Below are 20,510 nucleotides of genomic sequence, written 5' to 3'. Positions count from 1 at the left end.
GGCATTATGGAAAGTCTCACAGTCAACAAAAACGATTTACGTGTCATATTGATTTTAGTCGCTGTCATTCCATTGACATGTTTCATTACCGGATTTTTGATGGCCCAACCATTTTCTCAACCGGTTATTATTTCTGACGGTCAAAACACCGTCACTAGCGCCACCAAACAACAAAATGCGCCAGCCATCGAACTGGAAGAAGAACTGGTCGCGATACAGCAGACTATGCCGGAGAACGAGGATGTCGATATTCTGTCAGCGGAACTTGTTTCAACAGCTGCAGAAGAAAAGACTCAATTGGCAGAACTCACCGAAACAACGCCTGTGGCAGAAAACACTCACTTCTATACGGTTCAGGCTGGCGTCTTTTCCAAAGTGAGCAATGCAAACAAGCTGGTTAGCCGCCTTAACGATAAAGGTATCAACTGCGAAGTCATTTCCGACCGGATCAATGACAATCTAAGGTTTAAAGTGATCCTGGGGATTTTCGAATCGAAACAGGATGCTATAGACTACGCGAAGGCAATGCAAACAAGCCACCAGGTCGACCTTTACGCTACCGAGTTGGACCCCAGTCGTTCCAAAGCATTCTTCGCAGCGCTGTAAAGCCCGCAATATTCATGGAACATGCCCTGATAGTTTTTATGCTGCTTTTGGTACACACAGCGTGATATTAGAGGACAATTCAGGCCATAATGGCCTGATGTCCAACAATTATTAATATAACGCCATGCATAACGATAAACTCCGCACTCAAGCACTTATAGCTTTTATTCTATTACTTTGCTCCAGCTTACTCATCGCCAACCCAGCGCAACAACCCCCACAAACAGACAACAACCTCGTCATCAGCGGCAGTTGGAAAGCGGGCTACGACCCATACGGTTCACGAGTTGACTGGGGAAAAACCAGCGAACAGGCAATAAAAACCGTGTTTTCCCTTAACGGGAAACAAAATGCGCAAAACTGGCCTTATGTTGAACTGATCTATTCTTCACCAAACTCACTTGAAGGTGTGAAGACAATCCAGTTAGCCTACAAATCCAGTACGCCCATGATCGTTAAACTGTCCCAGTCCGATTTTTCATCCGCTGGAGATAATTCCTATGCCCACTACCAAATTAAAATTCCCGCAACCAAGAAATGGAAAACGATCAAATTAAAAACCAAGAAATTTAAACAACCTGGATGGGCCCCAAAATCAGCAAAAGCAATCGACCTGAATCTGGGCAACGTGAGTGCCGTATACTTTGCTCCAGATATTGATCTGGAAAAAGGTGGTGAAGGTGTTTTTGAACTTCAGGAACTGAAATTATTACCATAATCGAAAATGACAGGTATTTACCCCACGCCAAGAAGCGTAGCGTGGGGTAAATATATCACGCAGGCTCAGTCAAAAATATCTTCCAAGATATCTGAACTACTGCTGCAGTCATGTTCCCGGCAATGGGCTTCTCGTTCTTTATGCTCTCGATCAATTCGGGCATTTTTTGCGTCTCTAATCGCTTTTCGTAACGCCGTAATACTGGCAAGACGTTTAAACGCACCGCCCACAAACTCTCCAGGCCAAGGGTTTGGCCGGTAGGTACGGGTGGTATTGACTTGGTAAAATAATTCTTCCCGCCCTGAAAATACATTTTTGGTCTTCCCTAACTTGTGCGAAATACTTGACCAATTCTTTTTGAGTTGGTCCGATGAGTTTTTATTTTCTTGTGCAACGGGGTTCAAGACAAAGCGTATAGGAAAACCCGTTATATATTGGGGCATTCCCCATTCAGTAACTTGCAGCCAAGACATTGGAACAAGGCCCTCACAAAACTCAATTTCAACACGTTCTTTCATCGCTCTTTTTTGGAGAAAGGTAACAAGATGGCAGGGTTTGCCTTCCAGAGTTTTATGGTTCTTCTTAAGGTTAAAGTGCCTATGTTTATGTTTTAGTGACTTAAAGTAAGTGCCTGCACCAATATAGTGTCGATCTTTCCCGTCGTAATCCAACTGAACAAGAAACTGCTGATACCTCGTTAACGTCATCGAGGTGTAGACTTTTAACCCCTCACCCAACGCGTAAACACGAACTTCATTCTTTTCAGGGAAAAAAGCTATTGCGGTTTTATAGCCATCCGAATTGGTTTTTCCTCGAATAATCGATTTCTCAGTAATATCATACCAAACCGATAATGAATCCTTTTGCATGTAACGTTCTACACGCTCTTCAGCCACGACATAACCGGTATACGCATTCGCTTCGAGTATGGACATCGAAAGCAAGATAACAATTACCCGAATAGTCATTTTAAACCCAAACATTTCACTCCCTTACAAACAAACTCTTGTGAAAACAGCCCCTCTTTCTCGGAGCATTAGGCATTGTATACTCAAACGAAATAACACAACTAAGTGACGGGCTTCAAAAAAATTGTCTTAAATTAAAAAAATGGCGCTTTTACCACCCCAAATCACTACTTTTCTATCTTTCTAGCCAATTGGAATCAAGCGTAGGATCAGAGATTAATAAATGGAAATCGAAGAAGAAGAAAAATGCGCATACTATTCCCTCTCTTTGTTGTTGTGTCGTTATTACAAGCGTGTGGCGGCGGTTCTGGCTCAGATATTTCCCCCGCAAGCAGCTCCAGCTCTACCTCAAGTTCGTCCACCAGTAGCTCAACATCAAGTACGAGTTCATCTACAAGTAGCTCGAGCACGTCCAGCTCCAGCTCAGGGAGTTCAAGTGGCGGAATAGTCGATAGTGTAGATATTACAACGCCGCGACCAGCCACCGCAGAAGTGATTCAATTAACAGCCAGCGCAACCGCCTCGTTGCCCTCCATGCCATTGAAAACCGGCGTGCCTTTTACATTCGGAGCCATTCGCTCCACCAGTAATATGCGACTGGAAAATCATAACGGCACCAGCGAGTTACATGCACAGTTTGAACCCCTCGCCTATTGGCCAGATAACTCCATTAAATCGGTATTAGTCTCCACGGTGAACGACCTCACACCAGGTCAACAAAACTATCAATTGGTTTATGGTAGCGACGTCACCGCGCACAACTTTACTGATCAGATAAAAATTACTGACAACGCCAACGATATTGCCATTGATACAGGAAAGCTTTCGTTAATCATTAGCAAAGACCAAGGCACTGTCAGCGGACTATGGCGAGATAAAAACAGCAATCAGACCTACGAAACCAACGAACAAATTATTTCGGGTAGCGAATTTTTTGCATTTAATGCAAAAGACAGGAAAGAATACTTAGCCAGTCACGCCACCGATGTCGCCGTAACCATTGAAGAACAAGGCTCTGTTCGCAGCGTTATTACCGCAAGTGGCACACTTAAAAATTCTGAAGGAACAGAATTAGTTAAATTTAAAACCCGATACTACGCCTACTTAAACTCAGACATACTGGATATTGAGCATTCCATTATTGATGAGCGAGTAGAGAATATCGCCCATCACGATTATGGCCGGGACGACTTAGCCCTGAGCTTATCCAGTTATGGGCTGCGATTAAATCTCACAAATGTCAGCAGCACTTATCGCTTTGGTGGAGATTCAGACACGGTTATTCAAGGCGCAATTTCTGGGGAACACTATCTTTACCAGGGCGGCGAGTTTCTTTACAACAACGATCTGCAGTATCAAGGTCACAATTTTTCATACAGCGGCGTTGCCTCTGGCGAAAAAGCAACGGGTTGGATGAGCCTAGATGGTGACAACCATTTAAATCTTTCAGTTCGTGATTTTTGGCAAAACTACCCTAATGAATTCCATATACAAAACAACACACTGATCATTGCACTACACCCTGAACGCGCCAGCGGTGCCACACCGGAAACTGCACCACCAGTAAACGATATCGCCATAGCAGATACCTATCGCAGAGCCAAAACCTTTTATTTTCTTGGCGAAGGGGGTGCGAAAACCTATCAACTGCGTTTTCAGTTTCCACAAAACAAAACCTCTGACGCCGACGTTATTGCATTAAACAATTATTACCAAACAAAAGACCTGACGTTTAGGGCAGACCAAAATACTTATCTCAACAGCGGTGTATTTGGCGAAATTAATGCCGCCGGAGACCAGGATGCGAACATCGGCTTTGACGCTTGGTTAAAACATTCTGTCTACAATCGATCAATGCAGGAAAACCTGATTAAACAATTTGGTTGGCGCGACTACGGCGACCGAATGCGTCCCGGTTGGTCGGCGGTGAAAAACGGCATACGCATTCCCACCTTTTATAACGATACCCATGTCGGCGCGAACCAATACTTTAAGCATTATTTACGCACCGGCGATGCAGAATGGTATGCCCTTGCAGAAAAATCCACACGGCATTTTATGGATATCGATGTATCCCACGGCCCACGGTACGGCTACTTTAATACGGGCGGAAAAAATCAACCGGCAGGTGAAATACATGCTATCGCCCATGAAATGACTGACCATGAAACCCGTAACGTTCACGGCGGCCATGCCCACCTTTCCGGCCTGACCGATTATTATTTATTAACCGGCGACAAACGCGCTTACGACGTGTTTCAGATAATCACAGGTTGGTGGAAGTTTATGAACGACTACCGCTACAACCGCCCTAGCAATATTGACGGCCCCAACCGGGAATATCGAGAAGCGGAACGAGATTATGCTTGGCCATTATATGTAATGAATGAATATGTGCGCATAACCGGCGATGCTGACTACCACAAAAATGTGGCTGGGAAACTGGTCGACTATGCCATTCAGTGGTGGAAGACGCCCTACGAACATGTGGGGTGGGATCCGGTCGCCAATCAAAAAGCCATAGTAGGAACCAACAATGCCAGCCAGGGGACCGGTTATTGGACCATGACCAAAATGGATAACCACGGCAACGCCACCATCGAGGGTAAATGGCCCAATGGCACCAATCCCTGGATGGCGGGCTGGTTTATTTCTAACATTATTGCCTTTTATGAAACCGACAAACAGTTTGCTGCAGCCAACAAAGCGTCTGGAATTAAACATGCAGAAATAAAAGATATGCTACTGCAGTGCTTAAATTACATCGTCAAATATGGTTACGGCCCGAACTACGATGACCCAAGCAAAAAACACTTCTATTATTCCGAAGTGGTTCGCACCTACAGTGGTGGCGACGAGTCATTGATTTATCCCCTGTTGTACCTCAACAACCTGTTTGAACAAGAACAATCACAGGGTAACTTAATCAACCCACAGTGGTACGACACTCAACCCCAGTGGCGAGGTATTGCCAACAGCGTTCATCAAAGCCTGCAAGCAAAAGTAAAAGGTGGTAATACCATTTCCACCGGGTTTTATGGCTATGAATTAATCTTCCCAATGGATTCATTCAATTTAATGGAAGAGAAATTTAGCACGCCTTAGATAAGAACCACCTACCAACTTTGGTGGTTTCGAGCAAAAAAATAGCGCCTTTATGGCGCTATTTTTAAAGAGATAACCAAACTTATAGCTGATCAATTCCAGCCTTACTCAATTTTTCTCGCAAGACTGCCAAATCTTTTTCAATTAACGGCAAAATATCACTTTTTGCTTTAACTGCATCAGCTTTGAGTTTGTTAACTTTTTTCAAATCCGGGTTACGGGAAGTCATTTCCTCCAAACCATTGCCCGCCTGCACATAAAAACGGCGAACTTTGGAAATAATTTCTGTCGGTATCTCAAATGTTTCCGGAGAGTACTTCATTCCCTGCCAGATAAAATTATCCAGAGAGTATTCACCGGGGTGGTTAATGTATGCTCGCGCGTTTCCTCCGGTGTAATCTGTTGTCCAGTATTCAATATTATTGATGTTATCCACTAACTCATCGCGCATTGCGGAACGAAGGTAATAACCACTTCTATCGGATTTCAGTAATTCAAACTGGATCGCTTTTTCAAACCCTGCTGATGCTGCCAGGTACACCCCCATGATGGTGGCAAATACAACCAGACTATGACTCACCCAAAATTCAATATTTTCATTCTCCTTGACAGCAAAGATACGTTTTAGCATTCGATACTCCTACAATATAAAGATAGTCGGTAACTGTACCCCCCAAATTTCGAGCATTTACAGCCAACGATTCAGGACACAATAATAGTTTGTGTTAAAGCCATAAAAAAGGCTGCATATGCAGCCTTTTTTAGTTTTATTTAAGCATGATATTCTTCACTACGAATGATTCCCCTACTATTTTTTATAGAAGGAACAGCGAAGAGAACACAGAATTGAAAAACTCAGGTTTTAGGTAACGTTACGCCTCTCTGCCCCTGATACTTTCCACCTCTATCTTTATAGGAGGTATCACACACTTCATCACTTTCAAAAAACAACATTTGCGCTACACCTTCGTTGGCGTAAATTTTTGCAGGCAATGGTGTGGTATTGGAAAACTCCAGAGTCACGTGCCCTTCCCATTCCGGCTCCAGTGGTGTGACGTTAACAATAATACCGCAACGGGCGTAAGTGGATTTACCCAAACATACGGTCAACACACTACGTGGAATACGGAAGTATTCAACAGTACGAGCGAGTGCAAACGAGTTAGGCGGGATAATACACACATCACTTTGAATATCGACAAAACTGCTTTCATCAAAATTCTTTGGGTCTACCGTAACAGAGTGAACATTGGTAAAGATCTTGAACTCATTTGAGCAGCGAACATCGTAGCCATAGCTGGAAGTACCATAGGAGATTAAACGATGATCCTTTTCGTCATATCTCACCTGTCCCGGCTCGTAGGGCTCGATCATGCCTTCTTGCTCTGCCATGCGGCGGATCCACTTATCTGATTTTATGCTCATACTGGGTTTATCTCTGCATAGGTCGATATTAATAATTGGCGGCGATACTACTATTAGAAAGCCCCGCGATCAATTGAAGACAACAGGGCAAATGCGCCTGGCAGGCTGCGGAAAAACGTTATCGAGGCCGTCAGCGCAGGGCAAAAACAGGCGAAAACGCGCAGTTTATACGTGATAAATGAGCATTTTGAGCCGGTTTTTAACGCCGCGATGGCAACGCTGGTAGTTTTTCAAAGGCCAGCTAGTCATCATCCACGGAAATTTCTGGCACAACAGGGCCAGTCAGGGACTGAAGCCACAAATTAGCGCCCATACGGCGGGCAATTTGCCGATAAATTTTGCTTACCGGTGATTCCGGGTCAACCGCAACGGGGGGCTTGCCCTCATCGGTTTGCTGGCGAATATCCAACTGAAGCGGCAACTGCCCTAATAGATCCACCCCATATTCCTGAGCCAGATGTGTACCACCGTCAGAACCAAAAATGGCTTCTCCGTGACCACATTTTGAACAGATATGGATCGCCATATTCTCAACCACGCCCACCACAGGAATATTGACTTTGCGGAACATATCAATGCCTTTTTTCGCATCCAGCAAAGCAATGTCTTGAGGCGTGGTAACGATTAATGAACCTGAAACCGGAACAGTTTGTGAGAGTGTTAGCTGAATATCTCCTGTTCCCGGCGGCATATCGATTACCAAGTAGTCCAGTTCCTGCCAGTTTGTATTGCGTAGCAACTGTTGCAACGCACCGCTGACCATTGGCCCACGCCAGGCCATGGCGGTATTTTCATCGACCAGATTGCCCATGGAGATAACTTTAATGCCGTGCGCTTCAATGGGAACAAAGGTTTTACCGTCAATATTATCTGGACGTTTATCTGCAACACCCAACATCTGAGGCTGACTTGGCCCGTAGATATCCGCATCCAGAATACCTACCTTTGCCCCTTCGTAAGCAAGCGCCAACGCGATATTAACTGAGGTGGTGGACTTACCCACGCCGCCCTTACCTGAAGCAATGGCTACTATCTGCTTCACGCCCGGCACCCCGGCACGCTGTTCGCTGGTTTCACCAGCTAAAACCATCCAGTCAACGGCAACATCCACATCGATGCCTTCCGCCATCATCGCCTGACGAATGTGAGTTTCAATGGAAGCCAGTTCAGTTTGGCAGGCAAAACCGAGCGTCACTTTCAAAAGAGGCTTATTCGACGAGGCCTCCAGTTCAAAGCAGTCTTGCAACGGCACCTGATCCGCATGATTCAATTCCTGTAATTCCGGCAACTGGGTTTTCGCCAGCACGGCCGCCACTCGGGTTCTCATTTCGTCCAATTCTTGACTCGTTGCGCTCATATAAAACCTCTCACCTTCCCTTTTAACCGCACAGGGAAGTCAATAGCAATAAAACTAATGGGTGATATCTGTAAATTCGATGATAAATCAGGCCGTTAGGTCCAATTGAACCAGCTCGAAAGCAGACAATAAAGTGTCGAAAATGGTATAGTTTCGCGTTTTCTGCGGGCAGGTCAAGCCAGTCTTGGTCATCCCCGGATACCAACCCCAAATTTGAACAAATTCCGAACAAATACTATGACAAAGCCACGCAATATTCTGGTGACGAGCGCGCTCCCTTATGCCAACGGTTCCATTCATCTCGGCCATATGGTGGAAACCATTCAAACCGACATTTGGGTTCGCTTCCAAAAAATGCGTGGCAACAATTGTATTTATGTTTGCGCAGACGATGCTCACGGCACCGCCATTATGCTGAAAGCCGAACAGTTGGGTATTACCGCCGAACAACAAATCGCCAATATCAGCGAAGAACACCAAGCGGATTTTCGCGATTTTCTGATCGGCTTTGATAACTACCACAGCACCCATTCCGAAGAAAATAAGGAACTGGCCAGCCTGATTTACACCCGTTTGAAAGAAAACGGCAAAATTGCATCACGAGAGATTACCCAGGCGTATGACCCGGAAAAGGAAATGTTCCTTGCCGACAGATACATCAAAGGCACCTGCCCGAAATGTAAAGCCGACGATCAATATGGCGATAACTGCGACAACTGCGGCGCAACTTATTCAGCAACTGATTTGATTAATCCCAAATCGGTCTATTCCGGTGCGACACCCGTTACCAAAGAATCTACACACTTCTTCTTTAGACTGCCTGAATTTACCGACTTTCTAAAACAGTGGACCCGTGCTGGACACTTACAGGACGAAGTGGCGAATAAATTAGCGGAGTGGCTAGATAGTGGCTTACAAGAGTGGGATATCTCCCGCGATGCACCTTACTTTGGTTTCGAAATTCCCGGCGAATCAGGAAAATATTTTTACGTTTGGCTGGATGCGCCTATCGGCTATATGGCCAGCTTTAAAAACCTGTGCGATAAAACTGACGGTTTAAATTTTGAGGACTACTGGGGGCAAGACTCCCAGAACGAGCTGTACCATTTTATTGGCAAAGACATCGTTAACTTCCATGCACTGTTTTGGCCAGCCATGTTGTCTGACTCAGGCTTTAGAACACCCACCAAAGTTTGCGTGCACGGCTTTCTGACGGTGAACGGCGAAAAAATGTCAAAATCTCGCGGTACATTTATTAATGCGCGGACTTACCTTGACCACCTGAACCCCGAATACTTGCGTTATTACTACGCATCCAAACTGACTAACCGGGTGGATGATCTGGACTTTAACCTGGAAGACTTTGTGCAAAAAGTGAATTCGGATTTGGTGAACAAGGTCGTTAATATCGCCAGCCGTTCTGCCGGTTTTATTAAAAAGGCCGGGGGTATACTGTCCAGTAATGTCGAAAACCCCGAGCTGTGGAATAAATTCACCGCGGCTTCGGAAGTGATTGCAAATTATTACGAAGAGCGTGAATACAGCAAAGCCATGCGGGAAATTATGGCATTGGCCGATGCGGCAAACGAATATATTGCCGAGAAAGCACCCTGGACCCTGGCAAAAGAAGCAGGTAACGAGCAGCTGGTTAAAGATATATGCTCCCAAGGGATTAACATGTTTAACGTGTTGATGACTTACTTAAGCCCGGTGTTACCTACAACAGCGAAAGCAGCGGAAGCATTTTTGAATTTAAGCCTGGATTGGAAAGCCGCACCAGAGTATTTAGGCGAACATGAAATTAATAAATTCAAACCGCTTATGACGCGCGTAGAAGGCGATAAGGTAGAAGCAATGGTCGACGCGAGCAAAGAAACTATCCAGGCTAAGCCAGAGAAAAAACAAGATGAAAATTCATGGCTGGCGAAAGAACCGGTTGCGGATGAAATCGAATTTGATGATTTTGCCAAAGTGGATTTACGTGTGGCGTTAATTAAAAATGCCGAGCATGTTGAAGGTGCCGATAAGCTCCTGCGCCTGACGTTGGATTTAGGTGGTGAAACCCGCAACGTGTTTGCCGGAATTAAAAGCGCTTACGCACCTGAAGATTTAATTGGTAAACACACCGTGATGGTGGCCAACTTAAAACCCCGGAAAATGAAATTCGGCATGTCCGAAGGCATGGTGCTGGCTGCCGGACCGGGTAAAAAAGACATATACATTCTTGAACCCAACGAAGGCGCCCAGCCGGGTATGCGAGTAATGTAATTAATTTCCTGGAGGGGGAGTAAGCGCGGTTCAGACTCGCCGTAAATACATCCCTGTAGGCTCATCGATAGCATCCATGCTATCGATGGTCTTCACAACACTCACTCCCCCAGCCATTACGAATTAACGATACAAAGTTGAGATAGCTATGACGGAATTTGCCGTTATTTTAATAAGTACTGTACTGGTCAATAATTTTGTACTGGTTCAATTTCTTGGCCTCTGCCCCTTTATGGGCGTCTCCAATAAACTGGAAAGTGCTATCGGCATGGGTGCAGCAACCACATTCGTTCTGACACTCGCATCCGTGTGTAGTTATATGGTGCACTCCTGGGTACTCGAACCACTCGGCCTCACCTATTTAAAAACCATTTCATTTATTTTGGTTATTGCAGCGGTTGTGCAGTTTGCCAAAATGTTTATCGAAAAAACCAGCCCGCTACTTTATCGCGTACTGGGTGTGTTTTTGCCGCTTATTACCACCAACTGTGCCGTGCTGGGTGTCGCCCTGCAAAACACCAATAAAGCACACACATTTCTTCAGTCCAGCCTCTACGGGTTTGGTGCCGCAGTCGGATTTTCATTGGTACTTATCCTGTTCTCCGCAATGCGCGAGCGGTTGGCCGTCGCAGATATTCCCGTCCCGTTTAAAGGTGCGGCCATTGGTATGATCACAGCCGGTTTGATGTCACTGGCATTTATGGGTTTCGCGGGTCTCGTATAACTTATGATTACTTTTTTTCTCGACAATCCTATTCTTAGCGCGCTACTCGCCCTGGGCGGGATGGCTGTCGTTTTTGGTGGCGTTCTCGGTTTTGCCTCCATTAAATTTAAAGTCGAAGGTAACCCGCTGGTCGATCAGGTTGATGCCTTACTGCCGCAAACACAGTGTGGTCAGTGTGGTTACCCCGGTTGTCGGCCGTATGCCGAAGCCATTGTTGGTGGCGACCCCATTAATAAGTGCCCTCCTGGTGGCCAAACCACAATTAATGACCTCGCGAGCTTATTGGATGTGGAGGCACCCTCTTTAGATGCCGAACACGGTCAGGAATCGGACGTTAAAAAAGTTGCTTACGTTCGTGAAGACGAATGTATTGGTTGCACAAAATGCCTACAGGCTTGTCCAGTGGATGCCATCTTGGGCGCAGCCAAACAAATGCACACCATTATCGGTTCCGAATGTACTGGGTGTGACTTATGCGTCGAGCCCTGTCCGGTGGACTGCATTGAAATGCGTCCTGTGGAATCAGGGCTAAATGAGTGGAAATGGCAAATGCCAACGCCGGTACAAATTATTGCTACAGACCGCACCTCACAAGCAGTTGAAGAGGAACACGCCGCGTGAGAAAGATTTTCGATATTCCCGGAGGCGTGCACCCTGCGGAAAACAAACACCAATCAACACAGGTTGCGATTGGCAGCATTCCATTACCCAACATAATTATTTTGCCGTTAAGCCAACACATTGGTGCACCCGCTGTACCCTGTATTTCGGTAGGCGATAAAGTATTAAAAGGTCAGGTCGTTGCCGAACCTATCGGCTTAATTTCTGCGCCCATTCATGCATCCACTTCGGGTGAAGTCATCGCCATTGAAGATCGTTTTATTCCGCACCCTTCCGGTATGACTGCACCCTGCGTTGTAATCAAACCAGACGGCGAAGACACCTGGGTAGAACTCACACCTTGTGATGATTACACACAGTTTTCTCACTTGGAGCTGGTCACCAAAATTCGCGACGCAGGCATTGCCGGTATGGGCGGAGCAGGCTTCCCTACGGCAGTAAAACTCAACCCGCGGCCTAATACCAAAATCACCACACTGATTTTAAACGGAACTGAGTGTGAGCCATACATTACCGCCGACGACATGCTGATGCGCGAGCGCGCTGATCAAATTATTGAGGGCGCAAAGTTACTGGCACACTTACTGGGTCAACCGGAAGAAATCGTAATCGGGATTGAAGACAACAAACCCGAAGCCATAGCCGCCATGCAAAAAGCGGCAGAAGGCAGCCAAATAGAAATTGCTGTTTTCCCAACAAAGTACCCTTCTGGTGGCGAAAAACAATTAATTCAAATACTCACGGGTAAAGAAGTGCCCAGCGGCGGCTTACCCGCGGATATTGGTATCGTGGTGCAAAATGTGGGAACGGCGGTTGCCGCCCATCGAGCAGTAAAATACGGCGAACCACTGATCAGCCGCGTCACGACTGTAGTCGGTGAATCAGTCGAAGAACAAAAAAACATCGACGTGCTATTGGGCACACCGGTTAGCCACATATTGCAGCAACACCGTTTCCATGATGACGATTGTGCACGTTTAATTATCGGCGGCCCGATGATGGGCTTCGCAATGGAACACACGGAAATCCCTGTGGTAAAAACCACGAACTGCATCTTGGTTCCAAGTAAAACTGAAATGCCCGATGGAGAACCCGCACAACCATGTATCCGCTGTGGCATGTGTGCCGAAGCCTGCCCGGCAAACCTGCTGCCGCAACAACTGTATTGGTACTCGCAATCGGAAGATTTTGACAAACTGCAATCGCATAATCTTTTCGACTGTATTGAATGTGGTGCCTGCTCTTATGTTTGCCCAAGTAATATACCCTTAGTGCAATATTACCGAGCATCCAAAGGCGCAATCCGCTTACACGAAGAAGAAAAACGCAAATCGGATCGATCGAGACAGCGTTTTGAATTCCGCAAAGAACGTATTGCTCGAGCTGAAGCAGAAAAAGAAGCTAAACGTGTTGCCCGTAAAAAAGCCGCCGAAGAAGCCAAGAAAAAATTGGCTGAGCAACAAACCACTGAAGTAGATAACGGCAGTCCGGCACCAGCCAAAACTGCACCGGATGTTTCCCCAGAAAAACAACTGGCTAAACTGGAGCGCGCGTTAAGCAGTGCTGAAAGCCGTGTTGAGCGTGCAACCACACAATTAAACACCGCCAAGGAAGAGGGTGATGCAGATCGTATCGCGTCCTGCGAAGCACGCTTGAAACAAGCTGAGCTGAAAGTCGACGAAGCCAAAGCAAAACTTGCTGAGTTTCACTCAGGGGAATCAGCACAAACACCAGTAAACGCAGCGATTCAAAAAGCACAAAATAAGCTCAATCAATCGCCTCTGGAAAAACAGACACAAACGATCGAAACGCTGAAAAAACGCTTAGCAACCGCAAAAGAGAAACTGGCAGAAGCAGAACAGGCAGAAGCTGCCACCGTAGATGCGTTTAGAGCTGGGGTAGAAAAATTACAGGCAAAACTGACAACGGCAGAACAGGAACTCGCAGAGATTAAACAACAAGCGCCGAATGCAGCCCCCCCTGAAAGCCAAACGGCGGAGAAGTCCGCAGCAGAAATTGCCATTGAAAAAGCCAAAGCAAAAGCCGAAGCCATGGCAAGTATGAGCGATGAAGAAAAAACCCGCGCTCAGTATGAATCCTTAAAAAGCCGTCTGGACAAAGCACGAGACAAATTAAATAAAGCCGAAGAAGAAGGCAGCGAGCACATTGAAGCCTTTCGAAACGGCGCTGAAAAACTGGAAACAAAACTGGCGGACATTGAAAAGAAACTGTCCGAATATAGTTAAACTCTCTGGAGATAAAAACAATGATAGACCAGATTAAGTCGTTTTTTGTAGATGGCAACTGGGTTGATGCAGTGCTACCTTTGGCACAAAAAGCGGGCGTTGCTCTACTGATATTTATTATCGGTATCTGGATAGCTAACCATGTCGTCCGTTTTGTCAAAAAATTACTTCAGCTTAGAAAACTGGACGACGCGCTCACAGGTTTTGTTGAAGGGTTATTATCCGCACTGCTTAAATTCGTTGTTCTGCTGATTGCTGTAGAACAACTGGGTATCGACACGACATCACTTCTGGCTTTACTGGGTGCAGCCGGTTTAGCCATTGGTCTGGCATTGAAGGATTCACTATCCAACTTTGCTGCGGGTGTCATGCTTATTGTATTCAAACCCTTTAAAGCGGGCGACTTTGTTGAAGCCGGCGGCATTATGGGTATTGTTGAAAGCGTAACCATTTTCAACACGTTATTCCGTTCTGGGGATAACAAAGAAATTATTGTGCCCAATGCACAGATTTACGGTGGCACTATTATTAACTACTCTGCTCGCGCCACACGCAGAATCGATTTGATCATCGGCATCAGCTACGACGACGACATGAAAAAAGCCCGTCAATTAATGCTTGATGTGATTAATAGCGATGAACGTATTCTAAAAGATCCTGAGCCTGTTATCGCTGTCGATGCACTTGCAGACAGTAGCGTTAACTTTGTTGTTCGTCCCTGGGTTAACTCATCGGATTACTGGGCCGTTCGTTGGCACCTGCTTGAAGCGATTAAAGAATCTTTTGATGCAAACGGAATCACTATTCCCTATCCACAGCAAACTGTTTACATGCACTCAGCAGAAACTAAGTAACCGAAGAAAACACTATGGCATTTATAAAACCAAGTTCACCACACACATCCAGACCAGGCACCACCGGCCATGTGATGCGCTTGGTGTTACTTGCCACTCTTCCCGGTATTCTGGCACTTACCCTCTACTTCGGTTGGGGAACCGTCAGCAATATCGTTTTCGCCAGCTTGTTCGCTATTGCCTTTGAAGCAGGCTGCCTGAAGCTTCGCAACAGAATTATTCTGTTTTACCTGAAAGACTACAGCGCGCTGGTAACAGCATTTCTACTGGGTATTGCACTGCCACCCTACTCGGCATGGTGGTTGATTGCTGTGGGAATGTTTTTCGCCATAGTCATCGCCAAGCATTTATATGGCGGCCTCGGTTATAACCCATTTAACCCCGCCATGATTGGTTATGTGGTTTTGCTTATTTCCTTCCCTGTTGAAATGACACAGTGGGCACAACCCACCACATTGTTGGCAGACGGCATTTCCACCCCATCTATTCTTGATGCGTTTTCCTATGCCCTGAGTGGTACACCAATAAATAGCATTGACGGGTTAACTGCAGCAACACCGCTGGACATTATCAAACAGAATAACAGCGAGCTGTTGGTTGATGTCTATACCAACTCCTCTATGTTCGCCGCTGGGCAGTGGGCCGGTGCAGGTTGGGAATGGGTCAACATTGCATTTTTATTAAGCGGTGTTTACCTGCTGTATAAGAAAGTGTTCACCTGGCACGCTCCAGTTTCCATGTTATTGGCTCTGGCTGTAATGTCCCTACTCTTTTACGACGGTGGCAGTTCATCCAGTCCAGGTTCACCATTGTTTCACTTGTTATCCGGCGCAACCATGTTCGGTGCCTTTTTTATTATTACCGATCCAGTTTCTTCCGCCGTCAGTACTAAGGGAAGAATTATTTATGGTGCTGCCATTGGTATATTAGTGTTTATTATTCGCGCCTGGGGTAACTACCCGGATGCCATGGCCTTTTCCGTGCTACTAATGAACTTCGCGGCGCCCTTTATTGATTATTACACTCTTCCACGAACATACGGCCATGCCAAAGCCAATCGCGGAACGCAAAAGAGCGAATAAGGAATAGGAAGAAGCTATTGTGTTTTTAAAAACGATCAGTAAAAACAGTTTAATACTTGGTGCCTTCGCGCTGGTAACCGCCGGCTTGTTGGCTTTTACCTACAAGGGCACCGCGCCTAAGATTGCGGAAGAAGAAAGACGCGCAGCACAAAAAGCCTTATTGGAAATCGTACCGCACGACAGGCACGATAACGATATGCTTGAAGATGTACATGTACTGACAGAAGCGCAACAAAAACTTTTCCATTTACCTGCGGACGCCAAGATCAATCTGGCCAAACTTAACGGCCAAACCGTTGCGGTCATCGTGCCCGCAATTGCGCCAGATGGTTATAGCGGTGATATAAAAATTATTGCTGGAGTAAATATTGATGGTTCTCTCGCTGGTGTGAGAGTGCTTTCTCACAAGGAAACACCCGGACTCGGTGATAAAGTTGATTTGGCCAAAAGTGATTGGCTATTGGGTTTTAATGGTAAGAACCTAAACAATCCAAAACTGGAATTCTGGAAAGTGAAAAAAGACGGCGGTGAGTTCGACCAATTCACCGGTGCCACCATCACTCCCCGTGCAGTAGTACGACAAGTAAAAGACATTTTGCAATTTGTTCAAGAAAATCGCGAACAACTATTTGGCAAGCTGCCAACAGAGGCTAAGCAATAATGGCGGATTATCAAGAAATTACCAAAAACGGCTTATGGAAAAATAACCCGGCAATCGTCCAGCTGTTAGGGTTATGTCCACTGTTAGCGGTGACCGGCTCAGTGGTTAACGCGCTCGGATTGGGTTTGGCGACCATGCTGGTATTAATTGGTTCCAATATCTCGGTTTCATTAATTCGCAACGCAGTAAGCGACGCGGTACGTCTACCAGCCTTCGTCATGATCATCGCTTCGTTCACGACCTGTACCGAATTACTGATGCGGGCCTATACCTTCGAGCTGTATCAAATTCTGGGCATATTCATTCCTTTGATCGTGACCAACTGCTCTATTCTCGGCCGGGCTGACGCTTTTGCCAGTAAAAACCCTTTACTGCCCTCCATTGCAGACGGTTTCATGATGGGGTTGGGGTTCACCTTGGTTTTAGTGGTGGTTGGTTCAATACGGGAGGTGATTGGTGCAGGTACGTTGTTTGACAACATGCATCTTCTGTTTGGGGATGTTGCTCGAAGCTGGAAACTGAATTTATTTGGTGCCGACTATAAAGGCTTCCTAGTGGCGATATTACCACCTGGGGCGTTTTTGGTTGTCGGTGCTCTGATCGCGGTAAAAAATGTTATCGACTCAGAAATGAAGCGTCGGGAAGAAGCGAAAAAACCTGCAGCAGTGAAAGGCAGCAAGCGAGTACGCACTACCGGAACAATCGCCTAACAATAACAATTTATACAATTAACTACATTCAGGAATGAAACATGGCACAATTTGAAAACGTGACTGTTACCAAAGCAGCAAACATCTATTTCGACGGCAAGGTTACCAGCCGTAAAATCGAATTCGCAAACGGCGAAATTAAAACTTTGGGTATTATGATGCCCGGCGAGTACACATTTGGCACAGAAGCCGCAGAACTCATGGAAATCCAAAGCGGTTCCGTCAGCATTTTGCTAAAAGGCGAAACAAAATGGCAAGAAATTAAAGGTGGTGAAAGCTTTAATGTGGAAGCAAATTCGTCTTTCGATATTAAAGTGAACGAAGTGACCGACTACTGCTGTTCTTATTTATAAACATCCAGTATAAGGCTGGTTATAAAAACCAGCCTTATATTTAATATTCCTTCATTCATCGTAACTACAACCACATACTATTAGAGACATATGTGAGCGTCATAGACGAACATATTAACGCAAAATCTACGGCAATACATTCATAACCAAAAGCAGTTACTGCGTAGCCGAAGGACAAGCAGCAGCTCCAACATCCTCCCACGCGTCACTCACACCAGGCTCATTTCCACGAGTCCACCAACGCGCTCGATAACGTCTATCTAAATGATTTACTTCCTCTCCAGCTAAATAGACAGCCAAACTATCCCATGGAAGTTCCACATCGCTTACCAAGGTCCAGGCACCTTCACCAACCGATGGCTCGTTATTCTGGGTCCACCATTTTGCGCTCCACACAAGTTCATTGTGGCTCACAACATCACCTGCATAGTAAATATTACTCGAACTCCATACTGGATAACTTGCGGCATTTGGATCTGTTGTAGGACATTGAATATCCGAAAAACATGTCGCATTCGTCACGTTCCAATTTTCAGGAGCTTGCGAGGGGCTCATATTTCCGGCAACAAGAGCCTGGTACCGAGTACCTCTGAACAAGAAAATGTCTCCTTGGTTAACTGCGCTCCCATTAACCCACATGGGGCAGTTGCTACGGCTCGGTAATATAGGCTCTCGCCCTGGAGAACAACTGACCTCACTTTCCATTACCTGCTTCCAGAAAACACCTTCTGCAGGAGGAGCGGTATCTTCATGAAACTGTCTTGCAACATATAAATTGGTTTGATGGCGCACAACATCTCCCGGTAACCAAGCCTTATTTGCGACCCATGCAGGGCATGACGTTACGATACCATCAACTGGTGCACCTGCATTTTCTTCGCATGAATCAGCGTTGTTTTGCCCCCAGTCGTCAACATAAAGAGTATACCCACCTCCCGATATGTCGGGAGTTCTCACTATAAAGAAGTAAGCATTCCAATCAACCTTACTGCTACCACAATTTGGAATTACTTTTTTTGCTCTATCGACTGACTGTGTGGACATACCTTGAGGAGCATTCTCACATCCATACGGTATCGTATCATTAACAACCCATAATGATGGATTTTCAAGTGGATGACTCAGTAAGTCGGCGGTTCCACCTTGATTTAGATAATACTTCCCATAGTAGTAAACATAATCCAAGTTATCTCGTGTTTCACCAGCAAGATATGGCCCACACCGTATTTGAAGATTGTAGAATTGGGAATGTGCAGGTAAAGAAAACAAAGCAACAATGCTTAGAAGAGCATACTTTCTTACAGACATAATTTTATCTAGCATAATGATATCCTTATTGATTATTATTTCATTAATTCTCCATTAACAGCAAAAGAATCAGATATTGATATTTATGGAGAAAATCTAATAAAACACTCAATAAATTTGATATCAAAAAAATTCTCTTAAATATATTTTTTTTGAGAATTGAATCTCGTTTTATTGGCATTAAATAGTCTTAAATATTTTCACGACAAAAAAAACACTTAACATAATTCACTCTCAAATGCATTAACGTGAAAAACAAGAATCATTCAGCTCTACAATTGGACTTGCGGAGTTATTTCAGGAAGGTATATTTTTACCTATCAACACCTAATTTATAGGCTTTAAAGAAAACAGCTTTCCAACGATAATTCAAGATCACTCTAAGAAATAGTTTTTGACAATAATGAGCAATGCATCTAACTCTATTCACTAACTGCGATTTTTTTTGTATGTTTTGATATACCACTTCAACTGCGATCAATAAATAAATCAACAATAAGCGGCAGGTGATCCGAGCCAATGTTTGGCCCCAAACGAGCTTTTTGTACTTCAAAGTGATCGGACACCAAACAATGGTCAATTGGAATTTGTGCCAAAGGCAACTTGGTCGACCAGGTAGGTAGAATACCCATGCCTCGACGCACGTTTCTTAAGCCAGTGTTTTCTTCTAGTGGTCGATAATATCTCGACCACATGGTGATATTAAAATCTCCTACCACCAACAACGGCCCCTCAATCTGTTTTATGTCCGTCACCATGTCGTTAAGTTGGGCATTACGGGAATCGAAATAGTCTTTTGTGGTTGGCGGGAGCGGATGAGTACTGAGTAACGTCACATTTTGTCCTGCGATATTTAAGGTGGCATTGATACTGGGAAGCCCCATATACCCCCAATTTTCCCTTTGCACTTGCACTATCGGATATTGGCTATACAGCGCAATACCAAAATTGTCCATACGTGGCACTTCGTAACTATAGGGATAATTGCTCGATAGCGTTTTCAGTGCAGCGACCCAGTTATCAGTAACCTCTTGAACAATAATCACCTGTGGCTTTTCGCTTTCTACCAACGCCAGTAACTGTTCATGGTTCTGGTTTTGAGACAGCACATTACTGTGGAGTAATCGCACAGACTGTTTTACTCCCACCTCCTGCGCTACCGCCCCGGTAATGTACCACGGCATAACAAACCAACCGTTAACCAACACACAACACACCATTAACACGGCCAGTAGTTTGGACTTTTTCAGGAGTGCCCAACTTAATAAAAATAGAGATACAAGGAAGTACTGTAATTTAAAGTGAACCAACAATTCGAGATAACGGTGAGAACCATCAAATAGCGTAGCCACACTCACTAAAAATGTTGCCACCACCCCAAAGATAAGGAGAGAACCAAAAGGAAATGCCTGGATAAAACGATTCATTTGAATACCAAATCCACACTGCAGCGTATAACGACTAGCCTACTATAATTCTAGATCGCATCATAGTAGATACAATA

18 protein-coding genes are annotated in these 20,510 nt (G+C 45.2%); 12 read left to right on the top strand and 6 right to left on the bottom strand.

Annotated features, from left to right (window positions below; all coding sequences use genetic code 11):
* Nucleotides 1–6: 6 nt before the first annotated feature.
* Nucleotides 7–606, top strand: a complete 600-nt coding sequence (locus P5V12_RS03635; RefSeq protein WP_316955880.1) for an SPOR domain-containing protein — start codon at nt 7–9, stop codon at nt 604–606.
* A 124-nt stretch (nt 607–730) separates the two neighbouring features.
* Nucleotides 731–1,324: a hypothetical protein gene (locus P5V12_RS03630; RefSeq protein ID WP_316955879.1), complete on the top strand. Its 594-nt coding sequence runs from the start codon at nt 731–733 to the stop codon at nt 1,322–1,324.
* 65 nt (nt 1,325–1,389) lie between these two features.
* On the opposite strand, the gene P5V12_RS03625 is transcribed toward P5V12_RS03630, so the two are convergent.
* Nucleotides 1,390–2,307 (bottom strand): hypothetical protein, encoded by a 918-nt coding sequence (locus P5V12_RS03625; protein WP_316955878.1) that lies wholly within the window; start codon nt 2,305–2,307, stop codon nt 1,390–1,392.
* Between the two features lie 231 nt (nt 2,308–2,538).
* Here P5V12_RS03625 and P5V12_RS03620 point away from each other — a divergent pair, with 231 nt between their 5' ends.
* The gene (locus tag P5V12_RS03620) at nt 2,539–5,397 is read left to right on the top strand and encodes a hypothetical protein (protein WP_316955877.1); all 2,859 of its coding nucleotides are present in this window, start codon (nt 2,539–2,541) and stop codon (nt 5,395–5,397) included.
* A gap of 82 nt (nt 5,398–5,479) precedes the next feature.
* On the opposite strand, the gene P5V12_RS03615 is transcribed toward P5V12_RS03620, so the two are convergent.
* The 3 genes from P5V12_RS03615 to apbC all read right to left on the bottom strand — a co-directional run bounded on the left by P5V12_RS03615 (nt 5,480) and on the right by apbC (nt 8,179).
* Nucleotides 5,480–6,028 (bottom strand): hypothetical protein, encoded by a 549-nt coding sequence (locus P5V12_RS03615; protein WP_316955876.1) that lies wholly within the window; start codon nt 6,026–6,028, stop codon nt 5,480–5,482.
* Nucleotides 6,029–6,252: 224 nt separating this feature from the next.
* Nucleotides 6,253–6,822, bottom strand: coding sequence for a dCTP deaminase (gene dcd / locus P5V12_RS03610; RefSeq protein ID WP_316955875.1), 570 nt, complete (start codon nt 6,820–6,822; stop codon nt 6,253–6,255).
* A 241-nt stretch (nt 6,823–7,063) separates the two neighbouring features.
* Nucleotides 7,064–8,179: an iron-sulfur cluster carrier protein ApbC gene (gene apbC / locus P5V12_RS03605; protein ID WP_316955874.1), complete on the bottom strand. Its 1,116-nt coding sequence runs from the start codon at nt 8,177–8,179 to the stop codon at nt 7,064–7,066.
* Nucleotides 8,180–8,416: 237 nt separating this feature from the next.
* Between apbC and metG the strand changes: the two genes are divergently transcribed.
* The 9 genes from metG (at nt 8,417) to P5V12_RS03560 (ending at nt 17,698) form a co-directional block, all read left to right on the top strand.
* On the top strand, nt 8,417–10,447 hold the full coding sequence (metG, locus tag P5V12_RS03600; protein WP_316955873.1) for a methionine--tRNA ligase: 2,031 nt from the start codon (nt 8,417–8,419) through the stop codon (nt 10,445–10,447).
* Between the two features lie 148 nt (nt 10,448–10,595).
* On the top strand, nt 10,596–11,171 hold the full coding sequence (gene rsxA, locus P5V12_RS03595) for an electron transport complex subunit RsxA (RefSeq protein WP_316955872.1): 576 nt from the start codon (nt 10,596–10,598) through the stop codon (nt 11,169–11,171).
* 3 nt (nt 11,172–11,174) lie between these two features.
* The gene (gene rsxB / locus P5V12_RS03590) at nt 11,175–11,792 is read left to right on the top strand and encodes an electron transport complex subunit RsxB (protein WP_316955871.1); all 618 of its coding nucleotides are present in this window, start codon (nt 11,175–11,177) and stop codon (nt 11,790–11,792) included.
* Entirely contained in the window at nt 11,789–14,038 is a 2,250-nt protein-coding gene (rsxC, locus tag P5V12_RS03585; protein ID WP_316955870.1) for an electron transport complex subunit RsxC, read from the top strand. The genes rsxB and rsxC overlap by 4 nt, the downstream gene beginning before the upstream one ends.
* Before the next feature lie 20 nt (nt 14,039–14,058).
* On the top strand, nt 14,059–14,892 hold the full coding sequence (locus tag P5V12_RS03580) for a mechanosensitive ion channel family protein (protein WP_316955869.1): 834 nt from the start codon (nt 14,059–14,061) through the stop codon (nt 14,890–14,892).
* Nucleotides 14,893–14,906: 14 nt separating this feature from the next.
* Complete coding sequence (gene rsxD, locus P5V12_RS03575; protein WP_316955868.1) at nt 14,907–15,974, top strand: electron transport complex subunit RsxD; 1,068 nt, start codon at nt 14,907–14,909, stop codon at nt 15,972–15,974.
* A gap of 19 nt (nt 15,975–15,993) precedes the next feature.
* Nucleotides 15,994–16,635: an electron transport complex subunit RsxG gene (gene rsxG, locus P5V12_RS03570; protein ID WP_316955867.1), complete on the top strand. Its 642-nt coding sequence runs from the start codon at nt 15,994–15,996 to the stop codon at nt 16,633–16,635.
* Nucleotides 16,635–17,345 carry an electron transport complex subunit E gene (locus P5V12_RS03565; protein ID WP_316955866.1) on the top strand — a complete coding sequence of 237 codons (711 nt, stop codon included), beginning with the start codon at nt 16,635–16,637 and terminating at the stop codon, nt 17,343–17,345. Before rsxG ends, P5V12_RS03565 begins: the two co-directional genes overlap by 1 nt.
* A gap of 41 nt (nt 17,346–17,386) precedes the next feature.
* Complete coding sequence (locus P5V12_RS03560) at nt 17,387–17,698, top strand: pyrimidine/purine nucleoside phosphorylase (protein ID WP_316955865.1); 312 nt, start codon at nt 17,387–17,389, stop codon at nt 17,696–17,698.
* A 156-nt stretch (nt 17,699–17,854) separates the two neighbouring features.
* Here P5V12_RS03560 and P5V12_RS03555 read toward each other — a convergent pair whose 3' ends face one another.
* Both P5V12_RS03555 and P5V12_RS03550 read right to left on the bottom strand, forming a co-directional pair.
* A complete protein-coding gene (locus P5V12_RS03555) occupies nt 17,855–19,021 on the bottom strand; it encodes a carbohydrate-binding protein (RefSeq protein WP_316955864.1) in 1,167 nt (388 codons plus the stop codon).
* 452 nt (nt 19,022–19,473) lie between these two features.
* Nucleotides 19,474–20,433, bottom strand: a complete 960-nt coding sequence (locus P5V12_RS03550; protein WP_316955863.1) for an endonuclease/exonuclease/phosphatase family protein — start codon at nt 20,431–20,433, stop codon at nt 19,474–19,476.
* Between the last annotated feature and the right edge of the window lie 77 nt (nt 20,434–20,510).

The sequence above is a fragment of the Teredinibacter sp. KSP-S5-2 genome (genome assembly GCF_032773895.1).
Classification (GTDB): domain Bacteria; phylum Pseudomonadota; class Gammaproteobacteria; order Pseudomonadales; family Cellvibrionaceae.
The sequence above is the reverse complement of the archived record's forward strand: the minus strand, read 5'-3'. Positions and strand labels throughout refer to the sequence as shown.

Bases quoted from the DNA above. Each gene is read 5' to 3' on its own strand.
- rsxA (WP_316955872.1), top strand. From the start codon at position 10,596: ATGACGGAATTTGCCGTTATTTTAATAAGTACTGTACTGGTCAATAAT.
- P5V12_RS03565 (WP_316955866.1), top strand. From the start codon at position 16,635: ATGGCGGATTATCAAGAAATTACCAAAAACGGCTTATGGAAAAATAAC.
- P5V12_RS03560 (WP_316955865.1), top strand. From the start codon at position 17,387: ATGGCACAATTTGAAAACGTGACTGTTACCAAAGCAGCAAACATCTAT.
- P5V12_RS03615 (WP_316955876.1), bottom strand. From the start codon at position 6,028: ATGCTAAAACGTATCTTTGCTGTCAAGGAGAATGAAAATATTGAATTT.
- dcd (WP_316955875.1), bottom strand. From the start codon at position 6,822: ATGAGCATAAAATCAGATAAGTGGATCCGCCGCATGGCAGAGCAAGAA.
- rsxB (WP_316955871.1), top strand. From the start codon at position 11,175: ATGATTACTTTTTTTCTCGACAATCCTATTCTTAGCGCGCTACTCGCC.
- P5V12_RS03580 (WP_316955869.1), top strand. From the start codon at position 14,059: ATGATAGACCAGATTAAGTCGTTTTTTGTAGATGGCAACTGGGTTGAT.
- metG (WP_316955873.1), top strand. From the start codon at position 8,417: ATGACAAAGCCACGCAATATTCTGGTGACGAGCGCGCTCCCTTATGCC.
- rsxD (WP_316955868.1), top strand. From the start codon at position 14,907: ATGGCATTTATAAAACCAAGTTCACCACACACATCCAGACCAGGCACC.
- P5V12_RS03620 (WP_316955877.1), top strand. From the start codon at position 2,539: ATGCGCATACTATTCCCTCTCTTTGTTGTTGTGTCGTTATTACAAGCG.
- P5V12_RS03550 (WP_316955863.1), bottom strand. From the start codon at position 20,433: ATGAATCGTTTTATCCAGGCATTTCCTTTTGGTTCTCTCCTTATCTTT.
- apbC (WP_316955874.1), bottom strand. From the start codon at position 8,179: ATGAGCGCAACGAGTCAAGAATTGGACGAAATGAGAACCCGAGTGGCG.
- P5V12_RS03555 (WP_316955864.1), bottom strand. From the start codon at position 19,021: ATGCTAGATAAAATTATGTCTGTAAGAAAGTATGCTCTTCTAAGCATT.
- P5V12_RS03630 (WP_316955879.1), top strand. From the start codon at position 731: ATGCATAACGATAAACTCCGCACTCAAGCACTTATAGCTTTTATTCTA.
- P5V12_RS03635 (WP_316955880.1), top strand. From the start codon at position 7: ATGGAAAGTCTCACAGTCAACAAAAACGATTTACGTGTCATATTGATT.
- P5V12_RS03625 (WP_316955878.1), bottom strand. From the start codon at position 2,307: ATGTTTGGGTTTAAAATGACTATTCGGGTAATTGTTATCTTGCTTTCG.